Raw genomic sequence first — 20,637 nt, forward strand, 5'->3', positions numbered from 1 at the left:
TGATGGACTTGAGAATATTTGACCGGATGGAGTCTGAGGTGCGCGGCTACGTCCGGTCGTTCCCGGTAATTTTCGATCAGGCGAAAGGGTCCCTGCTGTTTGACGAAGCAGGCAAGCAATACATCGATTTTTTCAGTGGCGCCGGAACCCTGAATTATGGCCACAATAATCCGGTTCTTAAAAAGAGGCTGCTTGATTACCTCGACAGCGACGGGGTTGTGCATGGCCTTGATATGGCCACCAGTGCGAAGAAATATTTTCTGGAAACGTTTGAGCGGGTACTGCTCAAGCCGCGCGGCTGGCAATACACCCTGCAATTCACCGGCCCGACCGGGACCAATGCGGTCGAGGCGGCCCTGAAGCTTGCGCGCCTGGTGAAGGGCCGGCAGAACATCATATCGTTTACGCACGGGTTTCACGGCGTCAGCGCGGGTTCGCTGGCGGTCACTGCCAATTCAAAGTTCCGCAAGGCGGCAGGTGTGGCGCTTGCCAACACCACATTCATGCCGTACGACGGCTATATGGGCCCCGATGTCGACACGGCGGCTTATCTGGAGCGCCTGCTCGATGATTCGAGCAGCGGCCTGGATCATCCTGCCGCAGTCATCGTGGAGACGGTGCAGGGAGAGGGGGGCGTCAACGTCGCAACCTGGCGCTGGCTCAAGCAGTTGGAAACGCTTTGCCGCCGGCACGATATGTTGCTTATCGTCGACGATATCCAGGTGGGTTGCGGACGCACTGGCGGCTTCTTCAGTTTCGAGCCGTCCGGTATTCGTCCGGACATCATCACGCTGTCGAAATCCCTGTCGGGATTCGGCTTGCCCATGTCCCTGGTATTGCTCAAGCCCGAACACGATGTATGGAAGCCGGGAGCGCACAGCGGTACGTTCCGCGGTAACAACCTGGCGTTTGTGACCGCGGCGCAGGCACTTGACAGCTATTGGGCCACGGAAGCGTTTGCGGCCGATACGCAGCGCAAGGAAGGGCTGGTGCGCGACTGGCTGGAAAACCTGGCATACAGTTATCCGGCGGCAGGTTTGAGCGTTCGCGGGCGCGGTCTGATACAGGGCCTGGCAACGCCGGCCGATAGCGGCTTGGCCGGCCAAATCGCCGCACGGGCGTTCGAGCACGGTGTTGTTATAGAAACTTCCGGCGCAAATGACGAGGTGCTCAAGGTATTGCCGGCGCTGACCATCGAGGACGAGCTGCTGGAGCGCGGGCTTGAAGTCATCGAGCGCAGCACGGCGGAGGTCCTGGCCGGGCAGGCCAATGCCAAGGTATTGAAATTTGGAGGGCAGCGTCGATGATAGTCAAAAATGTCAATGATGTGATTGGAACCGAATACGAGGTGAAGACTCGCAATTGGCTGAGCCGGCGCGTGTTGCTGCAGAAAGACGGTATGGGTTTTTCCTTTCACGAAACTATTATTTTCCCCGGCACGGAAACGCATATTCACTATCAGCACCACCTGGAAGCGGTTTGGTGCATCGAAGGCGACGGCGAAGTCGAAACGATTGCCGACGGAAAGAAATATGCCTTGGGGCCCGGGGTGGTCTATGCCCTGAACGAGAACGATGAGCACTGGCTGCGTGGCGGCAAGGCTCCGCTCAGGGTGATTTGCGTATTCAATCCGCCCCTGACAGGCCAGGAAGTGCATGACGAGAAGGGGGTATACCCATTCCTGTCGAACGCAGCTTGAACTGCAGGGTCAAGTAACGGTGATTATGATGAGTGATATTTACGATTCACGCACTGACCGGAGCTCGGCAATCATTGCGCGGCGCGACCCGGTCGTGCATGGCGACGGCCATTACGCCGATGTTTTGTCGGCCGAGCAGATCAGAGCTTACGAAAGCGATGGATTTTTGCTGCTGGAAGATCTGTTCGGTTCGCAGGAAACGGAGTCTTTGCTGGCCGAGGTCAAGCGTATGAGCCGCGACCCGTCGATTGCCGGCAGCGAGGTGGCTATTGCCGAGCCGGGCAGCGATGCCGTACGCTCGGTATTCAGAGTGCATGAGCTCAGCCCCATGGTGCAGCGCCTGGCGCGCGATCCGCGTCTGGCCCATGTGGCTCGGCAGATTTTGGGCTCCGAAGTCTACATACACCAATCCAGGGCCAACATGAAGCCTGGCTTCAAAGGCAAGGAATTCTATTGGCATTCCGATTTTGAAACCTGGCATGTGGAGGATGGCATGCCAGGCATGCGAGCCTTGAGTTGCTCGGTGCTACTGACCGACAACAACGAATGCAACGGTCCGTTGATGGTCGTTCCGGGCTCGCATCGCCATTTTGTGTCCTGCCAGGGCCGCACGCCCGAGGACCACTACCGTCAGTCGCTCAAAAAGCAGGAATATGGTGTGCCCGATCCCGTCAGCTTGCAATTGCTGGTTGAGCAAGGCGGAATCCGGGCCATTACAGCCAAGGCCGGTTCGGTGGTTTTTTTCGATTGCAACACCATGCACGGATCGAACGGCAATATTTCACCGTGGCCCAGGGCGAATGTCTTCATGGTTTACAACAGCGTGGAAAATCGTTTGAGCCCGCCAAAATATGGCTTGAAGCCGCGCCCCGAGCACATTGCCAGTCGGCAAGGCGATGCGGTGATCGAGCCTTTGGACGTCTCGACAGCCTGAAGCCGGCGCCGGACCGGGATGCATCCGGTCCGGCGCCTCGATGGCGTCAATCGGGGTTGATGAAAGCTTTCAGGAATTCACGTGTGCGCTCTTCCCTGGGCTGCGTGAACAACTGTTCAGGTGGCCCTTCTTCGACAATGACGCCTTGGTCGAAAAAACAGACCCGGTCCGAAATCTGTTTGGCGAATTGCATTTCGTGGGTCACCAGCAACATGGTCAGGTCGTGTTCTTCAGACAGGCGCTGGATGACATTGAGCACTTCGCCCACCAGTTCCGGGTCGAGGGCCGAAGTCGGTTCGTCGAACAGCATAATGTTCGGACGCATGGCCAGGGCACGGGCAATCGCAACGCGTTGTTGCTGGCCGCCCGAGAGCTGGCCAGGAAATTTATCGGCCTGGTCGGTCAGTCCCACCAATTCCAGGTAATCGTCGGCGCGCTGCCTTGCCTTGCCCTTGGACAGGCCCAACACCTGCACCGGAGCTTCGGTAATATTGCGGCGCACTGTCATGTGCGGGAATAAATTGAACTGCTGAAAAACCATGCCCATTTCCTTGCGCATTTCGCGCAGATGGGCTTCGTCGGCCGGCACCAGCTCGTCATTCCGGTACTGGTGCCACAGCGGTTTCCCCGCTACGTGGATCATCCCTTCGTCGATATTTTCCAGGGTCATCAGAATGCGCAGCACGGTGGATTTTCCCGATCCGGACGGCCCGATGATCGTGACCTTTTCGCCTTTTTCAACCTGGAAATCGAGGGAGTCCAGCACCGTGACATCGCCGAAGCGCTTGCTGACTTTTTCGAGCTGAATAATAGAGTCGTTCATCGCAGGGGTAATCCTTGTTTTGGCAGGTGCTTGTCGATGTAGCGTACGCCGGCCGACGCCACAATCGTCAGCACGAGGTACAGCGCCCCCACCATGGAAAGGGGGATCAAATAGTTGAATGTGCGGTCGCCGATGATTTTGGCGACATTGAGCATTTCGAAGACCGATACGACCGACAGCACCGGTACGTCTTTCATGATTGATACCAGATAATTGCCAAGCGCCGGAATAATGCGCGGCAAGGCTTGCGGAAGAATAATGAAGCTGAAGGTCCGGAAGGCTGAAAGATCGAGCACGCGCGCGGCCTCGATCTGGCCGCGGACGATGGCCTCGAGTCCAGCCCGGTACACTTCGGAGGTGTAGGCGCTGTATTGCAGTCCCAGCGCCAGCGCACCGGTCAGGAAGGCGGGCAGCACGATGCCGTAGTTGGGCAGCACGTAATACAGGAAAAACAGCTGGACCAACAGCGGGGTGTCGCGGATGAATTCGCAGACTATCCGGGCGGGCCACGCTATGCTGCGGAATCGGGATCCCTTCAGCGCGGCAAGAGCCAGGCCCACGATGGCGGCAACGGCGAAGCCGAGCACGGTGGCCTCGATAGTGACCAGCAGTCCCCGCAGCAGGATAGGGAGAATGGAATTGGCAAACGCCCAGTTGTTGCTGGTGTCCCAATGGATGCCAAATAACATGTTCAGGCCTTTGTGGTGCGCCAGCGCCCCACGGAGCGTTCAAGCAGTTTCATGATGGCCGTCAAGACCAGCGCCATGCCGAAGTACATGAACAGCAGCAAGGTGTAGATCGTTGTGCTGTCCTGCGTGAAATTACGGATTTGCTCGGCGCGGAAGGCCAGGTCGCCCAGACTGATCAGCGAGACCAGTGCCGTGTCCTTGAGGTTCTGAACCGCCAGATTGCCGAAACTGGGCATCATTTCGGGAACGGCCTGGGGGATGGCAATGCGCCACAGAGTTTGCCGGGGAGTGAAATCCAGCGCCTTCGCGGCTTCATATTGCTCTCGCGGTACAGCCTGGATGGCGCCGCGCACTACTTCCGCCCCATAGGCGCCGATGTTCAGGCTTAACGCCAGTACGCCTGCGGCGACCGGCGGTAGGCGCAGATCCATGCCTATGGCCTGGCCAAGGATAGGCAAGGCAAAATATAGCCAGAACAGTTGTACGAGCAGCGAGGTACCGCGAAATACTTCAATGATGGCAATCGACACCAGCCGGCAGGGTCTGTTGCGTGCAAGCTTTCCCACCCCAAGGGCAAAGGCAACAACGGCACCCAGCAAGGTCGAAAATACCGTCAGTTGCACTGTTACCCAGGCACCCTGAAGCAAGGGCTCGCTATAGCTTGTCCAGTTCATGGTCTGCGCCGCCCTTGAGGCGCTTTACTTGGCACAGAGCTGGGCCGTGGTCTTGTTGAAGGAATCTTCGGCGTCGGTGGCTGTGAATCCATATTGGGTCATGATTTTCTTCCATTCCGGCGTTTTCTTGAATTTTGCCAATTCGGTGTTGACCGCGTCGCGCAAGCCCGCCGACTGTTGGGCGAAGGCAAATCCCCCCCAACTGCGGGCAGGCGCGCCATTGATGACCGGATCGGTGAAATTTTTGGCCATGCCCACCTTTGGGCTTTTACCCGCAAGCTGGCTGACTGTCAGGCCGGTCGCCGCATAGGCGTCTGCACGGCCGGTTGAAACTGTGGAAATGGCGTCGGCGTTGTTGGAGATCGTCACAATATGATTATCGGGAACGCCAAGTGCCTGCATCATTTCGAGCTGATCGGCCCCTGCCATGATCGCGACCTTGGCGCCTTTTTTTACAAAATCCCTGTAAGAGTGCAACTGTTTGGGATTGCCCTTGGCTACCAGCAGGCCTTCGCCATACGAACTATTGGGTTCGGAGAACAATATTTCCTGGCAGCGCTGGGGAAGAATAGCCATTTCCGCCGCAACCATGTCGAAGCGACCAGCCTTCAGGCCGGGTATCAGCGAGCCGAAATTGGTGCTTATCCAGTCTATTTTCTTGATGCCCAGCTGTTTCATCACGTGGGCGGCGACATCGGGGCCGGCGCCTTTGGCATGCCCGTTCAAATCTATATATCCGTACGGAATTTCGTTGGCTACGGCGATGCGTATTTGGCCGTTTTTCCTGATTTGATTCAAGTCTGCCGAGTTGGCCGCACTGGTGGCGCCGGCCATGAGCGCAAGCGTCATGGCCGCGATGGTGGCTTTGAGCCGATAGGTTTTGTTCATAGTGCATGTCCTTTGTCTTGAATGAAGCTGCTGATGGGTCTCCTTTTCTTGTTTCGCCATCAATTGTATCTAAAGAAATAGTACATCATAAAATGATTTCAGTTCAAATTAATAGCATAAAAGGCTTCTGACAAGAGCAAAAGAAGGGGTGGCGGAGAATGGGCAAGTCCGGTTTCAGCCGGAATGTCTTTGCCGCGAGGGGCGACTTCAAGCCCGCCCGGAGTTGTTCGCGAAAGGCCGGTGGTGTTCCGGCATTACGTCAATATACGGGCTTTTCGCCCGCGGGGCGTCGTTTGAAGCGGCGGTGAACCCAGTAGTATTGGTCCGGGATAAGGCGAATCTGAGTTTCCAGGAATTGATTCATCCGCAGGGCGTCCATGCCGGCGTCGCCGCAGGGGAAGGCTTCAAGAGGCTCAAAAATACTCAGCTTGTAGCCGCGGTATCCAGGCAATACTGCGGCCACGAAGGGGACGACTCGGGCGCCGCTGAGTTGCGCAAGGCGGGAAACGGCGGTCAGGGTGCAGGCTTGCACGCCGAAAAAGGGCACAAAGACGGAATCTCGCAGGCCAAAATCCATATCGGCGGCAAGCATGATCGGTTTGCCGGATTTGAGTATTTTCAATGTCTGGCGCGCGCTGCCGTTGCGGGGAATCATTTCAGTGCCGAAGCGTGCCCGCTGCAGGCGCGCGATATCGTCGGTGGAGTGATCCGACATGGGGGTGTATATCGAGGCCACCGGGTGAAGAATAGAGTAGTACATGCAGCCGGCTTCTATCGCGGCAAAATGGAAGCCGAGAAAAATGGTGGGCTGCTCGTAGGTATCCATCAGTTTGATGGCGCTTTCCAGCTCGACAAGCTGCGACAAAGCCTTGGCGCTGCCGTACCACTGAACCCCGCGTTCCATGTAACTGCGTATTACATGACGAAAGGTAGAGCGCGCCAGTTGTTTGCGTTCGGACTCGTCCTTTTCGGGAAAACAGAGGCGCAAGTTCGTATCGAGGATGCGTTTGCGCCTGCTTGGAAGCAGGTAGAGCAATGAACCCAGGGTTTCACCAAGGCGGGCAACAAGACCGTAGGGAAGGGCGGAGAGCATGCGGAGCACGCCCGATGTCAGGGAGTTTTGTGTGCTGTTTTTCATTAATAGGGGCATTCCTTGCGGATGCCCTTGAGAGGCGGGAGGATGTAAGCGCTACACCCTGTAGTCCATGCTACCACGTGCCCGGTCGTGCGGCTCCGCTTGGAAACGGTATGAAACACTTCTTCCGGATTTGTTTTGGCAAAGCTGGCTATATATATAGGCCGAGGCACTGGTTACATCGGCTTTTGCAGTTTCCGGTAAAATACCCTGTTCTTTTGTTCAATTACTCATTTATATAGGTCTCTAATGCAGCCCGTGGTTGAAATTTTGTCCGGCCTGGAGCGCCGTGTTGATCTGATCGTTTCGGTCGCCGATGTAGAAAAAGAAGTCCAGGCGCAACTCAAACGCGTGGCTCGTACCGCCAAGGTTCAGGGCTTTCGGCCTGGCAAGGCTCCGCTTGCCATGATCGAACGCAGCCATGGTCCCGGCATACGCTACGACGTTATCAATAACGAGGTCGGCCGCTCGCTGGACAAGATCATCGGGGATGCCAAGCTTCGTGTCGCCGGGGTTCCGAATCTCGAGCCAAAAACCGAAGGCGTGGAAGAGGGTTCCATGGCATTTTCGGCCACTTTCGAGGTATACCCCGAGGTGTCTTTGCCCGATCTGTCCGCCTTGCAGGTCAAGCGCGCCACGACCGAAGTCGGCGATGCCGAGGTCCAGCAAACCATCGATATCCTGCGCAAGCAGCGTGCCAATTATGAGGCCCGCGATGGCCGTGCCGCGCAAGACGACGATCGTGTAACACTGGATTTTGCCGGTACTATCGATGGCACACCCTTCGATGGCGGTTCGGCCGAAAAATTTCCTTTCGTCCTGGGCCAGGGCCGCATGTTGCCCGAGTTCGAAACGGCCGTGCGCGGCATGAAAGCCGGCGACAAGAAAACCTTTCCGCTCAACTTTCCCGCCGACTACGGTGGCAAGGAAGTGGCTGGCAAGACTGCCGAGTTCGCCATTACCGTGACTGAAGTCGCAGAACCCGTGTTGCCCGAACTCAATGCCGAGTTTGCCAAATCTTTGGGTCAAGCCGAAGGCGATGTGGAAAAACTGCTGGCCGACGTGCGCTCCAACATCCAGCGCGAAGTCAAGTCGCGTGCCCAGGCCCGCACCAAAGGCAGCGTCATGGATGCCCTGGTGTCCGCCTGCACATTCGACGTGCCCAAGGCACTGGTCGAAAACGACGCCCAGGGCCGTGTAGTTGCCGCCCGCGAAGAACTCAAGCAGCGTGGCGTACCCAATGCCGAGTCGGTGCCTATTCCGGTTGAAGCCTTCACGGCCGAATCCGAGCGCCGCGTGCGTCTAGGCCTGCTGGTTTCCGAACTGGTCAGCAACGCCAATTTGCAAGCCAAACCCGAACAGGTTCGCGCGCGCATTGAAGAGTTTGCGCAAAATTACGAACAGCCGGCCCAGGTCGTGGCGTACTATCTGTCCGATCGCCAGCGCCGCGCCGAAATCGAAGCTATAGTGCTGGAAGACAACGTAGTGGATCACGTTTTGTCCAAGGCGCAGGTTGCCGACGAAAAAGTGGCTTTTGACGAACTCATGGGGACTGCATAAATGCAGCGGTTTACTGATTTTTACGCGGCGATGCATGGCGGCGATTCGGTTGCGCCCACAGGCTTGGGCTATGTGCCCATAGTGATCGAACAGTCCGGGCGTGGTGAGCGCTCGTACGATATCTATTCTCGCCTGTTGCGCGAGCGGGTCATCTTTTTTGTCGGGCCGGTCAATGATCAGTCGGCAAATCTGGTGGTTGCCCAGCTCCTGTTTCTGGAGTCGGAAAATCCCGATAAGGATATTTCGCTTTATATCAACTCGCCGGGTGGGTCAGTCTATGCGGGCATGGCCATCTATGACACCATGCAGTTCGTCAAGCCGGACGTGTCCACGCTGTGTACCGGTCTGGCAGCCAGCATGGGCGCGTTTCTGTTGGCGGCCGGCGCCAAAGGCAAGCGTTATACCTTGCCCAACTCACGCATCATGATTCACCAGCCTTCGGGTGGTGCGCAAGGGCAGGCGTCCGATATCCAGATCCAGGCCCGCGAGATCCTGAGCTTGCGGGAGCGCCTGAACAGTATTCTGGCCAAGCATACGGGGCAGCCGATCGACCGTATCGAGGTCGACACCGAGCGCGATAATTTCATGTCGGCCGAAGATGCGGTATCGTACGGTTTGGTAGATAAAGTACTGGTCTCTCGTTCCGACGAGGCTTGAGGACCAGCCGGTCGGCTGGCGGGATCCAACCTGTTGGCCGGCGATTATCCGATAGTCGAATGGTTTCTGTTCGTGCTGTCCATAGATAGATACTAATCGAAGAGTTTTATGCCTGAAAAAAAAGGATCGGCAGACGAAAAAGTGTTGCATTGTTCGTTTTGCAATAAAAGTCAGCACGAGGTTCGCAAACTTATCGCCGGACCATCGGTCTTTATTTGCGACGAATGCATTGATCTGTGCAACGACATCATCCTCGAGGAAACCCACGAGGCAGCCCGGGACGCGATTCGTAATGAATTGCCCACTCCTTACGAAATCAAGAGCTTTCTCGATGGCTACGTCATCGGGCAAGATACCCCCAAGCGCAATCTGGCGGTAGCGGTTTATAACCATTACAAGCGCATACGCTACGGAGAAGTCAAAGGCGACGACGTCGAACTTTCAAAAAGCAATATTTTGCTGATCGGGCCGACCGGCTCGGGCAAGACTTTGTTGGCCCAGACGCTGGCGCGCATGCTTGACGTTCCATTTGTCATGGCCGATGCAACCACGCTGACCGAAGCGGGCTACGTTGGTGAAGACGTCGAAAACATCATTCAGAAGCTGTTGCAGAACTGCAATTACGATGTGGAAAAGGCGCAGCGCGCCATTGTCTATATCGATGAAATCGACAAAATTTCACGCAAGTCCGATAATCCGTCCATCACCCGTGATGTATCCGGCGAAGGCGTGCAGCAGGCTTTGCTCAAGCTGATCGAAGGGACTGTCGCGTCGGTACCGCCGCAGGGCGGGCGCAAGCATCCCAACCAGGATTTCGTTCAGGTCGATACCACCAATATCCTGTTCATTGTTGGCGGCGCTTTCGATGGCCTCGAAAAGGTCATACGCGATCGTACCGAAAAGTCCGGCATCGGATTTTCAGCATCGGTGCATGCCAAGGCCGAAAGCAGCGTGGGCGAGTTGTTCTCCGAGGTCGAGCCCGAAGATTTGATCAAGTTCGGACTGATCCCCGAGCTCGTTGGTCGCTTGCCGGTTGTGGCCACTCTTGAAGAGCTTCAGGAAGACACCCTGATCCGCATCCTGACCGAGCCTAAGAATTCGCTCATCAAGCAATTCCAGAAATTATTTGAAATGGAAGATGTCGAACTGGATGTCCGCCCGCAGGCGCTTAGCGCCATTGCCCGTCGCGCGCTCAAACGCCGGACGGGTGCCCGCGGCTTGCGTTCCATCGTCGAACAGGCTTTGCTGGGAACCATGTACGAACTTCCTTCGCAGAAGAATGTCAAACGGGTGGTGCTGGACGAAAATGCAGTGGAAGGCAAAGGCTCGCCATTACTTATTTTCGCCGATCAAGATACCAAGCTCGCTCCCGAGCATAAGTCGGATCGACCGAAACTCAAGGATGCGGCTGCTTGAGCACCATGATTGAATAACCTTGTAAAAAGTAGGTTTATAGACGTCAGGGCTTGAAAATTTGGCTATCGTCCATACATACACCTACATGTAGTGCTACGAAAGGGAGGCTAATGCTTCCCTTTCGTTTCCAAAGTGGTGTTTTTTAAGGAAATTACTATGTCTGCGAGCCAGATTCTCTCTTCAGAACCCATGGACTTGCCCCTCTTGCCTTTGCGTGATGTGGTGGTTTTTCCGCACATGGTGATTCCCCTGTTTGTGGGTCGGCCCCGTTCCATCAAGGCGCTGGAACTGGCAATGGAAGCCGGCAACAACATCATGCTGGTGGCCCAGAAATCAGCCAGCAAAGATGATCCCACTCCCGATGACTTATACGAAATCGGCTGCGCGGCCGGCATTTTGCAAATGCTCAAATTGCCCGATGGCACGGTCAAGGTGCTGGTCGAAGGCTTGCAGCGTGCCCGTATCCAGGAGGTCAGCGATGCCGAAACGCATTTTATGGCCAAGGTTGCTCCGGTCGAACCCGACACCGAACAAGGTGCGGAGTCCGAAGCTTTGCGGCGCGCAATCGTTGCCCAGTTCGAACAATACGTCAAGCTGAACAAAAAAATACCTCAGGAAATCCTTACCTCGTTAAGCGGTATCGACGATGCGGGCCGTCTTGCCGATACGATCGCCGCTCATTTGCCGCTCAAACTTGAGCAAAAGCAAAAGATGCTCGAGTCCGTCGCAACGTCGGAACGCCTTGAAAATCTCCTGTCCCAGCTCGAAGGCGAAATCGATATCCTGCAGGTCGAGAAGCGCATACGCGGCCGTGTCAAGAAGCAGATGGAAAAGAGCCAGCGCGATTACTATCTGAACGAACAGGTCAAGGCGATCCAGAAAGAATTGGGCGAAGGCGAAGAGGGTGCCGACCTTGAAGAGCTCGAGAAGAAAGTCGTGGCTGCCCATATGTCCAAAGAAGGGCATAAAAAGGCCGACTCCGAGCTTAAAAAGCTCAAGCTCATGTCGCCGATGTCGGCCGAAGCCACCGTGGTCCGCAACTATATCGATACCTTGATCGGTTTGCCGTGGCGCAAGAAGAATCGCATCAATAATTCGATTCCCAATGCGGAGCACGTGCTTGACAGCGATCATTACGGTCTGGAAAAAGTCAAAGAACGCATCGTCGAATACCTGGCCGTACAGCAGCGGGTCGACAAGCTTAAAGCGCCTATTCTTTGCCTGGTCGGGCCTCCCGGAGTCGGTAAAACTTCCCTGGGCCAATCCATTGCTCGCGCCACCAATCGCAAATTCGTGCGCATGGCGTTGGGCGGGGTACGTGACGAAGCTGAAATTCGCGGGCATCGCCGTACGTACATCGGATCCATGCCGGGCAAGATTTTGCAGAACATGACCAAGGTCGGTGTGCGCAATCCCTTGTTTCTGCTCGACGAAATCGACAAGATGGGCGCCGATTTCCGTGGCGATCCTTCCTCGGCCCTGCTCGAGGTGCTGGATCCCGAACAGAACCACACGTTCCAGGATCATTACATCGAGGTCGACTTCGACCTTTCCGATGTCATGTTCGTGGCAACGAGCAATACGCTGAATATACCGCCTGCCTTGCTCGATCGCATGGAAGTCATACGATTGTCGGGATACACCGAAGATGAAAAAGTGCATATCGCATTCGACCATCTGTTGCCCAAGCTCATGAAGAACAATGGCGTGCGCGAAGGCGAAATGACCATTGAAGAATCGGCCATTCGCGATATTGTGCGTTATTACACTCGTGAAGCCGGGGTGCGTGCGCTCGAGCGCGAAGCCAGCAAGATCTGCCGTAAAGTGGTCAAGCAGATGTTGGCGCAGTCTTCCGATGCGGCAGGCGGCGGCAAAAAGGCCGGTTCGGGCAAGCCTGCGGTCGGCGTCACGGTAAACGCTGAAAATCTCAGCGACTTTCTGGGCGTACGCCGGTATAGCTTTGGCATGGCCGAAAAAGAGAACAAGGTCGGCCAGGTTACGGGTTTGGCCTGGACTGAAGTGGGCGGCGATCTGCTGACCATCGAAGTTGCCGATATGCCAGGAAAAGGCGTGGTGCAGCGTACGGGCTCTCTGGGCGATGTGATGAAAGAATCGGTCGAGGCGGCACGAACGGTTGTGCGTGCCCGGGCGCAGCGCTGGGGCATTGCCAATACGGCATTTGAAAAGCGTGATCTGCACGTGCACTTTCCGGAAGGGGCAACCCCTAAAGACGGCCCTTCGGCGGGTATTGCAATCACTACAGCCATGGTGTCGGCCCTGACGGGCATCCCTGTTCGCGCCGATGTGGCCATGACGGGCGAAATCACGCTGCGTGGTGAAGTCCTGCCGATAGGTGGCCTTAAAGAAAAGCTGCTGGCGGCGCATCGCGGCGGGATCAAGGTTGTCATGATTCCCGAGGAAAACGTCAAGGATCTGGCCGAGATTCCCGATAATGTGAAAAATCATCTGGAAATCATTCCGGTGCGCTGGATCGATCGGGTACTTGAAGTGGCGCTGCAGCATATGCCGACGCCTTTGTCGGATGAAGAGGTTGCCAGGCTGGCGGCCGAGTCGGTGGCCAATGCCAAGCCTAGCGATGATCCGTCGGGGGTGATGAAGCACTAGTGCGTTTTCGGCTCGAGTGTTTTACGGCACTGAACGCGTTTCAGTCATGTTTTTGAGCCGTTTAGGTTTGAGCGATGGCTGTGGGCTGTATTGCTGTGTTGTCTGTGTAGGCGTGATGGTATTTCTATAAAGACGCCGCAGGGTGGGCGGTGCTGTGTAGTCCGGCACGTCCAGCGGTCGTGGTGCTACGCACCCCGACTGCCCGGGTCTGCCTCGTCCAGGCGGGCGTCGGGCGAACTCGCCCGGCCTCGCGAGGCCGGGCTCAGACAGCGCCCGCCGAAGGCCCCCGCCTTCCCTTCGTCAGCACCCGGCGCTGGACTACCGCCGGACTACACAGCACCGCCCACCCTGCGGCTTGCGTTGAGGCAATGCATCGAGGTATGCATTGGGGAAGCCGCGTTGAGCCAATCACAGGCTACGTTGAGGCATCGGGCGCTTAATAAATCCAGGGTTTGGCACATCGTGGTGTAGTGGCCACGCGATAAAGGTACGGGTGCACGCACGTTAACGGTTCTATGGATGCAGGCCCATTAACGGTAGGTGCAAGCAGGTAAATTCCGGGCATCCCGTGATGCAATTCCAGGCATGCCATTACGCGAGCCGTCTATCGGGGCTTGGGGTCAGGACCGGCGTAAGGCGTGCGCCGGATGCTACCGTAGGGAAGGCGGGGGCTTTCGGCGGGCCATGTTTGAGCGCAGCCGCGCCAGCGGCGTAGCGAGTTTGGCCCGACGCCCGCCTGGACGAGGTAGATCCGGATCAAGCACGCCGTGCCGGTCCTGACCCCAAGCCCCGATAGACGGCGTCTTCAAATACCAAAGCTACCAAAGCATCGAATCCCGCAAACAACTCGACCCAAAAATTCTCCTGCATGGGGCCCACGTCAGCTGTTTGCTATTTAGTGCTCAGGTGCAGCCTTTCGATGATGGGCTTGTACCTCGCCGCTTCTTGATGAATCAGATCCCGCAGTTGTTTAGGCGGTCCCGGCAACAGGGTAAAAGACAAAGCATGCAACTGCTGCTGTATTTGTGGATCGTCCAAGGCTGATTGAACGGCCTTGTTCAGGCGGTTTACGATGGCGTCGGGCGTCCCTTTCGGTACGGCAATGCCTGCCCAGCTGCCGCTGTCGAACCCCGTGTATCCCAGTTCCGCCACCGTGGGTACTTGAGGCAGCGAGGGCGCGCGTTGCTTGCCGGTAACGGCAAGGGCGCGTATCTTTCCAGCCTGGATAAACGGAAGGGCGGGGGCCACGGCGACAATGGCCAGCCCTACTTGTCCGCCCGCCAGATCATTCAACGTGTTGCTGCCTCCCCGGTAGGGTATGTGTACCGCCTCGAACCCGAAGTGTTCTTTGATTTCTTCGAATGTCAGCTGCATGGATGTACCGACTCCCGGACTTCCGTAGCTGAGCGCCTGCGGATGCGCTTTGCCGTACGCCACCATATCCTTGAAGGTTTTTGCCGGAAAGGTATTGCTGGCCAGGATCACATGCGGGGCGATGCTGATGGCCGCCACGGGCTGAAAATCACCGATGGGGTCATAGGCCAGCTTGGGTGACAGATATTTGGCAATGGCGAAGTTGCCGCCGTATTCCAGCAGTGTGTAGCCGTCGGGTGCGGCCGCGGCCGCTTTCGCACCGCCTATATTGCCGCCTCCGCCGCTCACGTTCTCCACGATGATGTTTTCTTTCAAATCTTTGCTCATCGCCTTCGCGACCAGGCGAGCCAGAAAATCGAACTGCCCTCCCGCACTGAAGGGCACGATAAGCTGGATTGGCCTGGAAGGATATTCGGCACCTGCGGCAAGCGAGGGCAGCGTTGCCGCTGTGCCTATCAGCAGTCCCGCCAAGGCATGGAGTAAGGCGCGCGATCCAGTTTTCATTGATGTCTCCTGTTTTCAAGTCGTGTGTGGTCTGTTGATACACAACAGCCTTGACTCTAGTTGTACCGTGCCGTGGCGCCCAGTCCGATTCCGCACTTGCATTACCCGATAACCATAAAGCATGAGGCGGTATTGATCCCGGTCGATAACAGCCCGTCATCGGAAATCGTGGTCAAGTTATCCCGTCCCTTGCAACATGGAGCCACTATAGGCCTACATCAATCATACGAGATCAGCCTTCATGAACCAGGGACGTTTCTGCAGTCGTAACGCGCGATATTGGCGCGACCGGACGGCAATCATTTTCAAAGACACCTCGATCACTTACGGCCAGCTTGACGCAAGGTCGAACCGCTTGGCCAATGCCTTGCTGGGATTGGGTTTGGCCAAAGGCGATCGCGTGGCTATACAGGCCTGGAACCGGCCGGAAATCATTGAACTGGAGTGCGCTTTGTATAAGGCCGGCCTGGTCAAGGTCGCATTGAATGCCAGATTGTCGCCTCAAGAGATCGTCGACACGGTGAATAATGCCGGGGCCCGCATCCTTTTGGTGGATGAAGCTCATTTTGAAAGCCTCGTATCGGTGGCGGGGGATCTCCATTCGGTCGAAACCATGATTACGATCGGCGGTCTTCACGGGCGGCGCTACGAGGATCTCCTGGCCGCGGCGACCGATTCGAATCCGGACGCGCAAATGAGCGAAAGCGATCTTGCCGTGCTTCATTTCACCTCGGGTTCTACCGGAAAGTTGAAAGCTGCAATGCAGACCGTGGGAAATCGCATGGCCTCTCTGCGCAAAGTAGTGATGGGCCGGATGCGAGCCAATCCGGGCGAAGTGCTGGCGCTTGCGGGGCCGATCACCCATGCAAGCGGCATGTTCATGCAGCCGTTCCTGTTCCAGGGAGGTGCCATCCTGCTGCATGATCATTTCGATCCTGAGTCATTCATGGCTTCCGTGGAAAAACATCATGCCCGCTTCAGCTTCATGGTTCCCACCATGCTCAACATGCTGGTTAGCCACCCCGCCTTCCACCGTTACGATCTCGGCTCCCTGCGGCAGATTTCTTATGGCGGGGCGCCGATGGCGCCGGCGCGCATCCGTGAGGCCTGGGAAGGCCTGGGGCCGATACTGAGCCAGGGATACGGTGCCGGGGAAACGACGGGCGGCATGGTCATGCTCAGTTCCGACGATCACGCGCGGGGCATCGATCAATACCCGGAACTGCTGATGTCTTGCGGCCGTGCCTTTGGCGAAACCGAATTGCGGCTTGTCGATGAACAGGGGCAGCAGGTTCCGGCGGGCGAAATAGGCGAGATCACCGTTCGAGGCCCGGACGTATTCGCCGGCTACTGGCAGGAACCGGAGTTGAGCGCTCAGGCATTGAAAGAGGGTTGGCTGCATACCGGAGACCTGGCGCGCATGGATGAGGAAGGCTTTCTCTATATTGTCGACCGCAGGAAAGACATGATCATTTCCGGCGGCTTCAACGTCTATCCCAGTGAGGTCGAGCAGGCCCTGTACCAGCACCCCGCTGTCTATGAGGCCTGCGTTTTTGGCGTGCCCGATAATATGTGGGGAGAATCCGTCAAGGCGGTCATAGCGCTCAAGCCGGGAATGCATGCCAGCGAGGCCGAACTCATTGCCTATTGCAAATCCCGGCTGGCGGATTTCAAGAAGCCGCGTTCGATCGATTTTGTTGCCGGGCTGCCCAAGAATGCCAACGGCAAGCTTTCGCGCAAGGAATTGAAGGATCCGCACTGGCTTGGGCATCAACGCAACGTTGCCTAGGCCTTTGCGGCCTTTCATCGATGGAATCAGTGGCCGGGCCATCGGACACTTCTTTATTGCGCGGCCATGCCCGGATGCGGGTGCTGTTTGAGCAGTTCCATGAAACGCAGGGCCAGCGGGGACAAATAAGCGCCGCGCCGGGTGGTGATTCCCACAGTGCGCGGCCATACCGCTTCCCGCAAGGGAAATGCCCTCAGGCCATGGCTGCCGGCCTGCTTCATGGCTGATGCGCTGGAGACCGTCAATAAGTCAGTGGCTCGCACCATGCCAATGAGAAAAATGCTGGATGAGCTCGACTCGACTGCCACATTGGGCGCAGGCAGCCCGTGTTCCTCAAAACGCGCGTCGATGGAACGCCTGGCCACTACGCTTTGTCCGGGCAGGATCCATGATTCTTTGGCCAGATCGGAAAAGCGCAGATTGCGTGAAAAGAAAAGCGGGTGCCCCTCACGCGCAACAACATGCAGATTGTCGGTGAACAAGGCATGCTGTTCCAGTTCCGTTTGGGGTTGATTCAGGATCGCGCTGATACTTAAATCGAGATCGCCCAGGCGCAGCGCCGCGAACAACTTGTCATTCAAGCCTATCGTGACGTGTACGCGGGCCGCTGGCCGTTGCTGCAGAAGTATGGCGCAGGCATCGCCGAAATAGCTGGTGTAGTTGGGAGGAACGCCTACCCGCAGCAGTCCCAGCTTGCCCAGATGCAGGTCATTGGCTTCCTTGATGGCCTCGCTCAGTCCGAACTGGACGCCGCGGGCGCGCTGGAAGAAAGCTTGTCCTACTGTGGTGAGCACCATGCCTTTCGGGGTGCGTTCGAACAACTGCAACTGCAGTTCTTTTTCCAGGCGCTGTACTCCTTTGGTCAGGGCCGGCTGACTCTGGCCAAGCCGTTCCGATGCGCGGCCGACATGCCCGGCTTCAGCCACGGCAAGGAAGTAGTTCAGGTCTTCGAGGCGCATGTCATTCCCGCAGGTTATTGAGATCGTTAAATGGATAATCCGCTATCTGTGCCGATGCTGTCAATATGAGTTGTATAAACCATTTGATTGAGGTGGGTTCAATGAGCAGCACACTACCTGGCGCGGAATTTGCCCAGACTCGGGAAAAGTTGAAGTCGTATCTTGACGAGGAATTGATTCCCTACGAAAAAGCCTCCGGCTTTACCTATGAGGACAAATTTTCGAAAGATGCCGTGCGTGCGATATGGAAGCGTTCGCGGGAACTTGGGTTTTATGGGCTTCAACTGCCGCCGGATCTCGGTGGAAAAGGCATGAATGTGGCCGAGCTGTGCGTCCTGAAAGACGATGTGGCCGCTTCTGGCGCAATTCTGTTTCCGCACGTCCTGGGTGATTGGGGCGGCCCGTCGCGCATTGGGAACTTGATCAGGTACGCCAGTCCGTACCAGCTTGAAAACTATATGCTGCCTGTAGTGCGCGGCGAGAAGGGTTCATGCTTTGCCATGACGGAGCCGGCGTCGGGGTCCGATGCCGCCAGCATCAGAACGCGAGCGGTGAGAGAGGGGGATGATTACGTCATCACAGGCCGCAAGCATTACATCAGCGCTTCCGCGTTCGCGGACTTTGCGGTAACCATGTGCGTTACCGATCCGGATAAGGGCCGTGACGGCATTTCGGCCATTCTGGTCGACTTCGATCGCCCCGGGGTCAAATTGACATACGATTATCTGCCCATGACCGGGCAGCACGTCGATGCCGATATTGAACTGGAGCAAGTCCGTGTTCCCTGCGCCAACTTGATTGGAGAGGAGGGGGGCGGCTTCAGGATTGCGATGGATAGGGTCAGTGTGAATCGATTGCTGCATTGCCCGACCATGATAGGCCTGGCGCGCCAGGCCTATCGAATGTCTATCGACTACGCACACCATCGCCAACAGTTCGGCGGCCCGATAAGCCGTTTCCAGGCGATCCAGCACATGCTGGCGGACATGGCGACGGGCCTTTACGCCTGCGAGAGTATGGTGATGGCCGCCGCGCACAAGGCGGACGAGGGCGGCGACGTCCGCAGCGAAGCGTCAATGTGCAAATTGTTTGTCTCTGAAAAATGTTTCGAGATTGCCGACAAGGCGATGCAGATTCATGGCAATGTAGGCGTTACGAAGAATCATCCTGTGGAGTTCATCTTCCGCCGCTTGAGGCTTTACCGGATCGTGACAGGCACCAGCGAGATTCAGCGCAATACCATAGCCAAAGCTATTCTCGCCTGAGCCCGCGCATCCATGCCCGAAATGACCTGCCTGTCCGACACTGTGGTGCTCGACCTTGGTCAATTGCATCCCGGCCCCCATACGGCAATGCTGTTGGGCCAGCTTGGCGCAACAGTCATCAAGGTCGAGCGGCGTGCCGGAGGCGATCCGGCCCGTGCGTTGGGAGCGGACACCTTCGCCAAATACAACCGCGGCAAACTTTCCATCGCACTGGACCTCAAGAATCCCGACGACCGCGTCACGCTGTTGCGTTTGGTGCGGCACAGCCATGCCTTGATTGAGGGCTTCAGGCCTGGAGTGATGGACAGGCTTGGGCTGAGCTATTCTGAGTTGCGGGGGGCCAACCCGGCCCTCGTGATGTGTTCAATTTCAGGCTTTGGGCAAACGGGCCCTTATGCGCAACGCCCGGCCCACGATCTGAATTTCCTCGCTCTGGCCGGCTATTGGGCCGTGCCGTCGCAGGTGGATGATCTCATCGGCCGTCCACACGTGCGCCTGTCTGATTATTGCGCTTCGATGTATGCCGCTTTGGCCATGGTTGTGGCATTGATGACGGCGCGCCAGGAGGGTTGCGGACAATATCTTGACGTGTCGATTCACGATGCAATGATGGCGTGGACCGCGCCCGGTATCGATATCCTGAGGCGGGCCACGAGCGATGATATCGATGGAATGGCTCATATTATGCCGGACAATGACTTGTTTGCGACCTCTGATGGGCGTTATGTGGCGCTTGGAATATTGGAAGAAAAATTCTGGGTGAACCTGAGGGAACGATTGCGGGCGGAGTTCCCCGAAATAGGTTCGCAGGTTTACGATACGCGAGCGGAGCGCATGCGGCGCAAGCGTGAATTGCACACTCTTCTGAAAGGTATTTTTGTCAGCAAGACCTTGGCGCAATGGAAGCAGGTCTTTCATGGCTCGGATATTCCGTGGGCGCCTGTGCTCGATCGTGAAGAAGTATTTGCCGACCCGCACGTGCTGGACCGAGGCCTGCTGAGCGCCGCCCCGGACGGCGGTGGCATGATGGCCGGATTTCCCGTGCGCTTTTCGTCAGGCTTGCCTGAAAGGAGTATGTCGGTGCCGGAACTGGATGGGTCGCGTCGGGCAATCATGGATTGGCTCGATAGCAAAGACGGGAAGCATTAGAGCATTTTTGATTCGGGTGTTTAGGGCACTCGAGTGTTTGTGGCGTTTGACGTTTTGGTCGGTTTGGTATTTACGGTTTGGTATTTAAAGACGCCGTCTATCGGGGCTTGGGGTCAGGGCCGGCACGGCGTGCTTGATCCGGATCTACCTCGTCCAGGCGGGCGTCGGGCGAACTCGCCCAGCCTCACGAGGCTGGGCTCAGACAGCGCCCGCCGAAAGCCCCCGCCTTCCCTACGGTAGCATCCGGCGCACGCCTTACGCCGGCCCTGACCCCAAGCCCCAATAGACGGCTCGCGTAATGGCATGCCTGGAATTACGTTACGGGATGTCTGGAATTAACGTGCCCGCACCCATGCCTCCATCACGTGGTCACGTATACCTCGATGTACGACTCGATTGACTAAACACGGGCTCCCCAACGTATACCTCGCTGCATTACCTCAACGCAAGCCGCAGGGTGGGCGGTGCTGTGCAGTCCGGCGGTAGTCCAGCGCCGG

General features: G+C 56.9%; 17 protein-coding genes. 10 read left to right on the forward strand and 7 right to left on the reverse strand.

Annotation, left to right across the window (positions count from 1 at the left end; all coding sequences use genetic code 11):
- Positions 1 to 2 precede the first annotated feature (2 nt).
- Genes ectB through thpD form a run of 3 tightly spaced genes read left to right on the forward strand, consistent with a single transcriptional unit; the run spans position 3 to position 2,633 of the window.
- The gene (gene ectB, locus ACYVIS_RS07310) at positions 3 to 1,307 is read left to right on the forward strand and encodes a diaminobutyrate--2-oxoglutarate transaminase (protein ID WP_232744513.1); all 1,305 of its coding nucleotides are present in this window, start codon (positions 3 to 5) and stop codon (positions 1,305 to 1,307) included.
- Positions 1,304 to 1,699 (forward strand): ectoine synthase, encoded by a 396-nt coding sequence (locus ACYVIS_RS07315; RefSeq protein ID WP_232742878.1) that lies wholly within the window; start codon positions 1,304 to 1,306, stop codon positions 1,697 to 1,699. Before ectB ends, ACYVIS_RS07315 begins: the two co-directional genes overlap by 4 nt.
- A 25-nt stretch (positions 1,700 to 1,724) precedes the next feature.
- Positions 1,725 to 2,633 (forward strand): ectoine hydroxylase, encoded by a 909-nt coding sequence (gene thpD, locus ACYVIS_RS07320; RefSeq protein ID WP_305072058.1) that lies wholly within the window; start codon positions 1,725 to 1,727, stop codon positions 2,631 to 2,633.
- A gap of 46 nt (positions 2,634 to 2,679) precedes the next feature.
- On the opposite strand, the gene ehuA is transcribed toward thpD, so the two are convergent.
- The 5 genes from ehuA to ACYVIS_RS07345 form a co-directional block, all read right to left on the reverse strand.
- On the reverse strand, positions 2,680 to 3,456 hold the full coding sequence (gene ehuA, locus ACYVIS_RS07325; RefSeq protein WP_460873622.1) for an ectoine/hydroxyectoine ABC transporter ATP-binding protein EhuA: 777 nt from the start codon (positions 3,454 to 3,456) through the stop codon (positions 2,680 to 2,682).
- Entirely contained in the window at positions 3,453 to 4,145 is a 693-nt protein-coding gene (gene ehuD / locus ACYVIS_RS07330; protein ID WP_460873623.1) for an ectoine/hydroxyectoine ABC transporter permease subunit EhuD, read from the reverse strand. The genes ehuA and ehuD overlap by 4 nt, the downstream gene beginning before the upstream one ends.
- 2 nt (positions 4,146 to 4,147) lie before the next feature.
- Positions 4,148 to 4,819 carry an ectoine/hydroxyectoine ABC transporter permease subunit EhuC gene (gene ehuC / locus ACYVIS_RS07335; RefSeq protein WP_460873624.1) on the reverse strand — a complete coding sequence of 224 codons (672 nt, stop codon included), beginning with the start codon at positions 4,817 to 4,819 and terminating at the stop codon, positions 4,148 to 4,150.
- A gap of 24 nt (positions 4,820 to 4,843) precedes the next feature.
- Positions 4,844 to 5,707, reverse strand: coding sequence for an ectoine/hydroxyectoine ABC transporter substrate-binding protein EhuB (gene ehuB / locus ACYVIS_RS07340; RefSeq protein ID WP_232742881.1), 864 nt, complete (start codon positions 5,705 to 5,707; stop codon positions 4,844 to 4,846).
- 259 nt (positions 5,708 to 5,966) lie between these two features.
- Positions 5,967 to 6,845 (reverse strand): lipid A biosynthesis lauroyl acyltransferase, encoded by an 879-nt coding sequence (locus ACYVIS_RS07345; RefSeq protein WP_460873625.1) that lies wholly within the window; start codon positions 6,843 to 6,845, stop codon positions 5,967 to 5,969.
- Between the two features lie 246 nt (positions 6,846 to 7,091).
- On the opposite strand from ACYVIS_RS07345, the gene tig reads away from it, so the two are divergent.
- The 4 genes from tig to lon all read left to right on the forward strand — a co-directional run bounded on the left by tig (position 7,092) and on the right by lon (position 13,100).
- Entirely contained in the window at positions 7,092 to 8,402 is a 1,311-nt protein-coding gene (gene tig, locus ACYVIS_RS07350) for a trigger factor (RefSeq protein ID WP_232742883.1), read from the forward strand.
- Complete coding sequence (gene clpP, locus ACYVIS_RS07355) at positions 8,403 to 9,059, forward strand: ATP-dependent Clp endopeptidase proteolytic subunit ClpP (protein WP_232742884.1); 657 nt, start codon at positions 8,403 to 8,405, stop codon at positions 9,057 to 9,059. It begins immediately after the preceding gene.
- A gap of 108 nt (positions 9,060 to 9,167) precedes the next feature.
- Positions 9,168 to 10,475 carry an ATP-dependent Clp protease ATP-binding subunit ClpX gene (clpX, locus tag ACYVIS_RS07360; protein WP_232742885.1) on the forward strand — a complete coding sequence of 436 codons (1,308 nt, stop codon included), beginning with the start codon at positions 9,168 to 9,170 and terminating at the stop codon, positions 10,473 to 10,475.
- Positions 10,476 to 10,631: 156 nt separating this feature from the next.
- Positions 10,632 to 13,100, forward strand: a complete 2,469-nt coding sequence (gene lon / locus ACYVIS_RS07365; protein WP_232742886.1) for an endopeptidase La — start codon at positions 10,632 to 10,634, stop codon at positions 13,098 to 13,100.
- A gap of 891 nt (positions 13,101 to 13,991) precedes the next feature.
- Here lon and ACYVIS_RS07370 read toward each other — a convergent pair.
- Complete coding sequence (locus ACYVIS_RS07370) at positions 13,992 to 14,978, reverse strand: Bug family tripartite tricarboxylate transporter substrate binding protein (protein WP_232742887.1); 987 nt, start codon at positions 14,976 to 14,978, stop codon at positions 13,992 to 13,994.
- 241 nt (positions 14,979 to 15,219) lie between these two features.
- Here ACYVIS_RS07370 and ACYVIS_RS07375 point away from each other — a divergent pair, with 241 nt between their 5' ends.
- Positions 15,220 to 16,767, forward strand: a complete 1,548-nt coding sequence (locus ACYVIS_RS07375; RefSeq protein ID WP_232742888.1) for an AMP-binding protein — start codon at positions 15,220 to 15,222, stop codon at positions 16,765 to 16,767.
- 53 nt (positions 16,768 to 16,820) lie between these two features.
- On the opposite strand, the gene ACYVIS_RS07380 is transcribed toward ACYVIS_RS07375, so the two are convergent.
- A complete protein-coding gene (locus tag ACYVIS_RS07380; RefSeq protein WP_232742889.1) occupies positions 16,821 to 17,726 on the reverse strand; it encodes a LysR family transcriptional regulator in 906 nt (301 codons plus the stop codon).
- Between the two features lie 101 nt (positions 17,727 to 17,827).
- Between ACYVIS_RS07380 and ACYVIS_RS07385 the strand changes: the two genes are divergently transcribed.
- A complete protein-coding gene (locus tag ACYVIS_RS07385; protein WP_232742890.1) occupies positions 17,828 to 18,991 on the forward strand; it encodes an acyl-CoA dehydrogenase family protein in 1,164 nt (387 codons plus the stop codon).
- Between the two features lie 12 nt (positions 18,992 to 19,003).
- Entirely contained in the window at positions 19,004 to 20,140 is a 1,137-nt protein-coding gene (locus ACYVIS_RS07390) for a CaiB/BaiF CoA transferase family protein (RefSeq protein WP_232742891.1), read from the forward strand.
- Positions 20,141 to 20,637: the final 497 nt, after the last annotated feature.

It is taken from the genome of Paralcaligenes ginsengisoli (genome assembly GCF_054781135.1).

Excerpts from the sequence above, each read along its gene's own strand:
- ehuC (WP_460873624.1), bottom strand. The coding sequence starts at position 4,819 with ATGAACTGGACAAGCTATAGCGAGCCCTTGCTTCAGGGTGCCTGGGTA.
- ACYVIS_RS07375 (WP_232742888.1), top strand. The coding sequence starts at position 15,220 with ATGAACCAGGGACGTTTCTGCAGTCGTAACGCGCGATATTGGCGCGAC.
- ehuB (WP_232742881.1), bottom strand. The coding sequence starts at position 5,707 with ATGAACAAAACCTATCGGCTCAAAGCCACCATCGCGGCCATGACGCTT.
- ACYVIS_RS07385 (WP_232742890.1), top strand. The coding sequence starts at position 17,828 with ATGAGCAGCACACTACCTGGCGCGGAATTTGCCCAGACTCGGGAAAAG.
- ehuA (WP_460873622.1), bottom strand. The coding sequence starts at position 3,456 with ATGAACGACTCTATTATTCAGCTCGAAAAAGTCAGCAAGCGCTTCGGC.
- thpD (WP_305072058.1), top strand. The coding sequence starts at position 1,725 with ATGATGAGTGATATTTACGATTCACGCACTGACCGGAGCTCGGCAATC.
- ACYVIS_RS07390 (WP_232742891.1), top strand. The coding sequence starts at position 19,004 with ATGCCCGAAATGACCTGCCTGTCCGACACTGTGGTGCTCGACCTTGGT.
- clpX (WP_232742885.1), top strand. The coding sequence starts at position 9,168 with ATGCCTGAAAAAAAAGGATCGGCAGACGAAAAAGTGTTGCATTGTTCG.
- ACYVIS_RS07315 (WP_232742878.1), top strand. The coding sequence starts at position 1,304 with ATGATAGTCAAAAATGTCAATGATGTGATTGGAACCGAATACGAGGTG.
- tig (WP_232742883.1), top strand. The coding sequence starts at position 7,092 with ATGCAGCCCGTGGTTGAAATTTTGTCCGGCCTGGAGCGCCGTGTTGAT.
- ehuD (WP_460873623.1), bottom strand. The coding sequence starts at position 4,145 with ATGTTATTTGGCATCCATTGGGACACCAGCAACAACTGGGCGTTTGCC.
- clpP (WP_232742884.1), top strand. The coding sequence starts at position 8,403 with ATGCAGCGGTTTACTGATTTTTACGCGGCGATGCATGGCGGCGATTCG.
- ACYVIS_RS07370 (WP_232742887.1), bottom strand. The coding sequence starts at position 14,978 with ATGAAAACTGGATCGCGCGCCTTACTCCATGCCTTGGCGGGACTGCTG.
- ACYVIS_RS07380 (WP_232742889.1), bottom strand. The coding sequence starts at position 17,726 with ATGCGCCTCGAAGACCTGAACTACTTCCTTGCCGTGGCTGAAGCCGGG.
- ectB (WP_232744513.1), top strand. The coding sequence starts at position 3 with ATGGACTTGAGAATATTTGACCGGATGGAGTCTGAGGTGCGCGGCTAC.
- ACYVIS_RS07345 (WP_460873625.1), bottom strand. The coding sequence starts at position 6,845 with ATGAAAAACAGCACACAAAACTCCCTGACATCGGGCGTGCTCCGCATG.
- lon (WP_232742886.1), top strand. The coding sequence starts at position 10,632 with ATGTCTGCGAGCCAGATTCTCTCTTCAGAACCCATGGACTTGCCCCTC.